This is a genomic window from Halomonas sp. 707D4, assembly GCF_024158685.1.
GTDB lineage: Bacteria > Pseudomonadota > Gammaproteobacteria > Pseudomonadales > Halomonadaceae > Vreelandella.
Window position 1 is genome coordinate 1 of sequence record NZ_JAMZBD010000228.1, and the last position, 4,939, is coordinate 4,939.

General features: G+C 65.3%; 6 protein-coding genes. 1 reads left to right on the forward strand and 5 read right to left on the reverse strand.

Translation table 11 applies throughout. From position 1 onward, the window contains the following. On the reverse strand, nt 1–507 hold a 507-nt coding region (locus BIS11_RS10680; protein ID WP_367399206.1), incomplete at its 3' end, for a GMC family oxidoreductase. A gap of 332 nt (nt 508–839) precedes the next feature. On the opposite strand from BIS11_RS10680, the gene BIS11_RS10685 reads away from it, so the two are divergent. After that, complete coding sequence (locus tag BIS11_RS10685; protein ID WP_253425910.1) at nt 840–2,222, forward strand: NAD-dependent succinate-semialdehyde dehydrogenase; 1,383 nt, start codon at nt 840–842, stop codon at nt 2,220–2,222. A gap of 61 nt (nt 2,223–2,283) precedes the next feature. Here the strand turns inward: BIS11_RS10685 and BIS11_RS10690 are convergent, their stop codons facing one another. The 4 genes from BIS11_RS10690 to BIS11_RS10705 all read right to left on the reverse strand — a co-directional run. Then, nucleotides 2,284–2,763, reverse strand: a complete 480-nt coding sequence (locus BIS11_RS10690) for a phosphatidylglycerophosphatase A (RefSeq protein ID WP_253586029.1) — start codon at nt 2,761–2,763, stop codon at nt 2,284–2,286. After that, nucleotides 2,763–3,503: a tellurite resistance TerB family protein gene (locus tag BIS11_RS10695; RefSeq protein ID WP_253426507.1), complete on the reverse strand. Its 741-nt coding sequence runs from the start codon at nt 3,501–3,503 to the stop codon at nt 2,763–2,765. The genes BIS11_RS10690 and BIS11_RS10695 overlap by 1 nt, the downstream gene beginning before the upstream one ends. A gap of 60 nt (nt 3,504–3,563) precedes the next feature. After that, the gene (locus tag BIS11_RS10700; RefSeq protein WP_253426510.1) at nt 3,564–4,268 is read right to left on the reverse strand and encodes a tellurite resistance TerB family protein; all 705 of its coding nucleotides are present in this window, start codon (nt 4,266–4,268) and stop codon (nt 3,564–3,566) included. Nucleotides 4,269–4,296: 28 nt separating this feature from the next. After that, the coding region (locus BIS11_RS10705) for an SMC family ATPase (RefSeq protein WP_253586030.1) at nt 4,297–4,939 on the reverse strand (643 nt) is incomplete at its 5' end.

Sequence of the window (4,939 nt, forward strand, 5' to 3'; positions counted from 1 at the left end):
GTCGTCGAGCACCGGCCACGTCAGCCGCTGCTTTTCCACCCGCCATTCGCCGCCGTAGCCGTGGAAGTCGCCGTGCTCGGCGTCGGCGCCGGGGTCCTGGCGGTAATGGTTTTCGTGGCGCATGAAATCCGCCAGACAGCTCTGCCAGCGCCAGGCCGGGTCATCCACCACGCTTGCCCAGTGGTCGTAGTCTCGCGCCTGGCCGCGCATGTAGATCATGCCATTGATGCTCGAGCAGCCCCCCAGGACCCTGCCCCGCGGATAGATCAGCGAGCGGCCGTTCAGGCCCGGCTCCGGCGCGGTCCTGTAGCGCCAGTCGGTACGCGGATTGTCGATGCAGTAGAGATAGCCCACCGGCACGTGGATCCAGTGGTAGTTGTCGCGCCCGCCCGCCTCGATCAGCAGCACGCGGTTGCTTGGGTCGGCGCTGAGTCGGTTGGCCATCAGACAGCCTGCGGTACCGGCGCCGATGACGATGTAGTCGAAGTGATGGTTGTCGTTGTTCACGGTCGCTCCCGAAACGGTGGCCTGGCGCTCCCTTGCTCACCCACTACCCTCTATCTCGCATGAGCCGGTGTCTGTAAAGAGGGACCAAAGCCTATAGGGCGCTTTTCGTGTCGCCCGCCTCTTTTCGCAACAAGCCATTTTTAAAGGAACCTTGGAGCCGAAGGAGTGCCGAAAACTGGCCATCTTGTAACGATGGTCGCGAGCAAAACGATGGATTTGGTCATGACGGCTTTTATCTACTAAGGTGGTAGACGCACTGAATAGACCAGTCGATTAATGGATGAAACCGCGCGTTTCGAATCCAAGGCGTTGATCTAGAGATAGGAGGTCTTATGAGCAACAGCATCACGACAGTCAATCCGGCCACCGGCGAGAACCTGGAGACCTACTCGCTGATGGATGAACCGAAGGCCCTCGAGATCGTCGAGCAGAGCCATCAGGCCTTTCTGCAGTGGCGCCTGAAGTCGCTCGACGAGCGCGCCCAGGTGATCAGGGCCATCGGCAAGGCGCTGGCCGACAACAAGGAAGCCTTCGCCAAGCTGATCGTCGACGAGATGGGCAAGCCGCCGGAAGAGGCGCGCCAGGAGATCGACCTGTGCGTCGGCATCTGCGACTACACCGCGGAAAACGGACCCAAGAAGCTCGCCGACGAGGAGCGCAAACCCGGCAACGGTGAGCGCGGCATCGTCACCTACGCGCCGATGGGCGTGATCTACGGCATTCAGCCCTGGAACTTCCCGGCCTACCAGGCGGTACGCTACTCCATCGCCAACCTCATGGCGGGTAACGCGGTGCTGTTGAAGCACGCCGAGAACGTCACCGGCAGCGGTCTGTTCCTGGAAAAGCTCTACCGCGATGCAGGCCTGCCGGAGAACGTCTTTCGCACCATCGTCATTTCCCACGATGTCTCGGACAAGATCATCGAGCACAAGCTCGTACGCGGTGTGACGCTGACCGGCAGCGACACCGCCGGGCGCAAGGTGGCCGCGAAGGCCGCCGAGAACCTCAAGAAGACCGTGCTGGAGCTGGGTTCCAACGACGCCTATCTGGTGCTCGACGATGCCGATCTGGACCTGGCGGTGGACACCTGTGTGACCGGGCGCGTGTTCAACGGCGGCCAGACCTGCGTGGCGGCCAAGCGCTTCGTGGTGACTGAGAAGAACTTCGAGGCCTTCAAGGAGCGCTTCGTCGAGAAGATGAAAGCGCTCAAGGTCGGCGACCCGAAAGAGAGCGGCACCGATGTCGGCCCGATGGCCCGGGTGGACCTGCGCGACGGCCTGCACGACCAGGTCGAGAAGAGCGTGGCCAAGGGGGCCAAGATTCTCTGCGGCGGCGAGAAACCCTCTGGTCCCGGCGCCTTCTACCCGGTCACGGTGCTCGACGACGTCAAGCCCGGCCAGCCGGCTTACGATGACGAGCTGTTCGGCCCGGTGGCGGCGCTGATTCGCGCCAAGGACGACGAGGATGCGATGCGCATCGCCAACGACAGCCGCTACGGCCTCGGCGGCGGCATCATCTCGAAGGACGTCAAGCGCGCCACCGAGCTTGCCAGCAAGTACTTCGATACTGGCATGGTGTTCATCAACGGCTTTGGCGTGGCGACCCCGGAAATGCCTTTCGGCGGGGTGAAGGACTCGGGCTACGGCCGCGAGCACGGCGGTTTCGGCATGCACGAGTTCGTCAACGCCAAGGCGGTGATCGTCGTGCAGGAGTGAGGTCGAGAGCCTTGCTGGCTTGAGTTTCGATCGACGCCGCAAGCTTCGCTTGCGGCGTTTTTCATGCCGCTTTATGAAACACGCGGTGGCGCAGGCCCAACAAGGCCACCATCACGAGCCAGGTCAGAAGTGCGGCGATGACATCGTCCAGCACCACCCCGAGCCCGCCCGGGGCGAACTCGGCCAGGTTGACCGGCGGCGGTTTCAAGGCGTCGAAGACGCGATAGACGATAAATGCCGTCGTCATGGCCCACGGCGTTCGCGCGCCCGCCAGCCCCATGACCGTCAGTGGAAACGCGACGATCTCGTCGAACACGATGCTGCCGTGGTCGATACCGCCGTGATAGCGCGCGGCCAAGTGGCAGACGAGCACGCCCAGACACAACAGGGCCGCGCTGATCGTGAACTGATGGCCAAGGCGCAGGCCCAGCAGCCACCAGGCCAGCGCCACGCCGAGAAGCGTGCCCGCCGTGCCCGGGGCGAACGGTACGAAGCCGAGCCCCAGGCCAGAGGCGAGAGCGATATTGAGCGTTTCCAGCATCAGCCGGCGCGGGCCGCCTGACGCTCGAGTTCGGCGACCGTATCGTGATCCAGCCCGAGGGCGTCTGCGAGCCGGTCCAGCCAGCCGTTGTCCGATGCGTGCTGCTCACCGGCCACCACCCGGCTGACCAGGTAGATGTCACGGGCAGCTTGAGACGACTCCGCCTGCGCGGCAAGTGCATGGGCATCCAGCGGAGCGGCGAGCTGGGTTTGCGCCCAGGCCTCGAGCTCGTCGTCGGCGCCCAGGGCGTTCATCCTTTGGGTGACCGATTGGCGCGCCTGCTCGTCGCTTTCGCCACACGCACGCACGGCCATGATCACGGCCTGGAGCAGCGTTTCGCTGCGCCGCTCCTGATGCTCGCCGCCGAGGGTATCAATGGGCTCACCGCCCATGGCGCGGGCATCGTCATCGTCCCACTCATCGGCGCCCTTTCGTCCGTTACGCCGCTGGGACTCCTGCCAGGCATTCCAGGCGTAGACGCCAAGGCTCGCCACGAGCCCGTACTTGACCGCCTTGCCGGTCAGCTTGCGACCGGGGCTCGAGCCCAGAAGCAGCGCCATGACGCCGCCGCCCAGCGCGCTTCTGGCATCGAAACCGCGCGACCGGGGCGAACAATGGCGGCGCGAAGGGTGCTCCTGCGGCCTGTCGAATTTGGAGGCCTGATCATCCAGCACGCCTTTGGCGCCCGGCTCACCACCGTATTGCTGCATCAACTGCTTGAAAACATGACTCGCGTTCATCCGTGGACTCCTTGAGCAATGGAGCGGCAACCCGCCGCTCTACCAGCAGGTTAGACGTTTTCAGCCGGCCTGCACTGCCTGGCGCTCGAGCTCGGCGACCATCTCGCGGTCGAGCGCCAGCGCCGAGGCCAGTTGATCGAGCCAGGCACGCTCCATCGGGTTCTGCTCGTCACTCACCGCCAGGCTGATCAGATACATCTCCCGCGCTGCCTGGGGTGAGTCCGCCTGTGCGGCCAGCGCCTCGGCATCGAGCGGGGCGTTCAACTGCTGTTCGACCCAGGCGTGCAGCTCGTCGTCGGCGCCGAGCGCGTCGATCTGCTCGCTGATCAGCGCGCGCTCCTCGGCGTCGATGTGGCCATCGGCGCGGGCGGCCATGATCATCGCCTGCAAGAGTTCGAGGCTGCGCCGCTCCTGGAATTCGCCTTCGAGCACCTCGACCCGTTCGCCCTCGTCGGTGTTCGCGGCCCCGCTCTTGGCCTGGTGACTCTGCCACGCCTTCCAGGCGAGCATGCCGACTCCGGCGATGGCGCCATATTTCAGCGCCTTGCCGCCGAGCTTGCGCCCGCGCTTCGAGCCCACCAGCATGCCCATGGCGCCGCCACCCAGCAGGCTCTTCATGTCGATGCCACCGCCTTTCGAGACGCCCTCCTGGCCGCCGAACTGGCGCGACAGCCCGTCGAGCATGCCCTTGATGTCCGTACCGCCGCCTTTGCCACTGCCGCCGGCCTGCTGCATCAGTTTCTGTAGAATCGTGTTCGCGTTCATCCGTCGCTCCTTGAGGGTCGAGGCTTCACTACGGGGAAATCGTCCCCTTGATCGAAATCGTGCTGCCGTGGCGGCTGGCCGCCACGTCTATACGAACCGGCATCTGCTCCTTGAGTTCGCTGACGTGGGAGATAATGCCGATCATGCGCCCGCTCGACTGCAGCTCGCAGAGTACCTCGATGGCCTGTTCGAGCGCCTCCTGGTCGAGGCTGCCGAAGCCCTCGTCGATGAACAGCGTGTCGAGGCGAATGCCCCCGGCGTAGGCCTGGACCACGTCCGAGAGCCCCAGCGCAAGCGCCAGCGCCGCCATGAACGACTCGCCGCCGGAGAGCGTGGCCACCGGGCGCTGCTTGCCGGTGTAGGTATCCGCCACGTCGAGCTCCAGCCCTGATGCCCGGTTGCCCTTGGACGGGTCCTCCCGGCGCACCAGCTGGTAGCGCCCGCGGCTCATGCGCGTGAGGCGCTGGGAGGCCTGGATCAGCACGTCGTCGAGCAGCACGCCGAGCACGAAGCGCTGCAGGCTGATGCGGTGGCCGGTGCGCCCGTTGGCCACCTCGCTGAGCGTGCCCCAGAGCCGGTACTCCGACTCGAGTGCCTGCCGCGCCTGATGGGCAGCGGCGAGCTTCTGGCGCACGGAGGTCAAGACGTTGCGGCGCTCATCCACCACGCGC

Bases quoted from the DNA above. Each gene is read 5' to 3' on its own strand.
- BIS11_RS10690 (WP_253586029.1), bottom strand. From the start codon at position 2,763: ATGCTGGAAACGCTCAATATCGCTCTCGCCTCTGGCCTGGGGCTCGGC.
- BIS11_RS10685 (WP_253425910.1), top strand. From the start codon at position 840: ATGAGCAACAGCATCACGACAGTCAATCCGGCCACCGGCGAGAACCTG.
- BIS11_RS10700 (WP_253426510.1), bottom strand. From the start codon at position 4,268: ATGAACGCGAACACGATTCTACAGAAACTGATGCAGCAGGCCGGCGGC.
- BIS11_RS10695 (WP_253426507.1), bottom strand. From the start codon at position 3,503: ATGAACGCGAGTCATGTTTTCAAGCAGTTGATGCAGCAATACGGTGGT.